Origin of the sequence: Melioribacter sp. Ez-97, from assembly GCF_051488665.1 — a bacterium.
Lineage (GTDB): Bacteria > Bacteroidota > Ignavibacteria > Ignavibacteriales > Melioribacteraceae > Melioribacter.
Map to the genome: position 1 here is coordinate 1 of NZ_JBPSEG010000043.1, position 583 is coordinate 583.

Consider the following 583-nt stretch of genomic DNA (forward strand, 5'->3'; position numbering starts at 1 on the left):
TCAGCACTCCCGAACGCCCCCGTCTTTGCGAGGAGTGAGCTTTGTGCAACCTGCGAAGCAAACTCATATTAAACCGCGAAGCGCGCCACGGACGCAAAGATCACGGTCATTCCGACTCCGCCATCGGCGGGTGAAGAATCTCTATCTTTTTTGCTCTTCTTTATCTTTTCGTTTTTTAATAAATGCGACTAAAGTCATCTTTTCTTTGTTCATTAAGAGCTCCGGCTTAAAAACCTGCGCAAAAAATTAAAAACAAACAAATCAAAAACGCCCTAACTCCCGCACGAAGAACCTGTCTACCGGTAGGCAGTCGCACGTACCTAAACGCGAATATGGCAATACCGGTAATTTAACCTACTTCGCCAGCATCATCTTCTTAACTGCATAATTCTTCCCAGCTTTCAACGTGTAAAAATATATTCCGCTCGAAAGTTGATATTTATCTGCTGAAAATTCCACACTGTAATTTCCTGCTTCCTGATATTCATTTACTAACGTTGCTACTTCTCTGCCGAGTATATCATACACTTTTATTGTAACAAAATTTTTCTCCGGCAACTGATAACTGATTACTGTTGTTGGG

At 42.0% G+C, this 583-nt stretch carries 1 protein-coding gene; it reads right to left on the bottom strand.

The window, feature by feature from the left end; all coding sequences use genetic code 11:
- Window positions 1-354: 354 nt before the first annotated feature.
- Window positions 355-583: T9SS type A sorting domain-containing protein (locus ACSSWA_RS14965; protein ID WP_437357464.1), on the bottom strand; the 229-nt coding region annotated here is incomplete at its 5' end.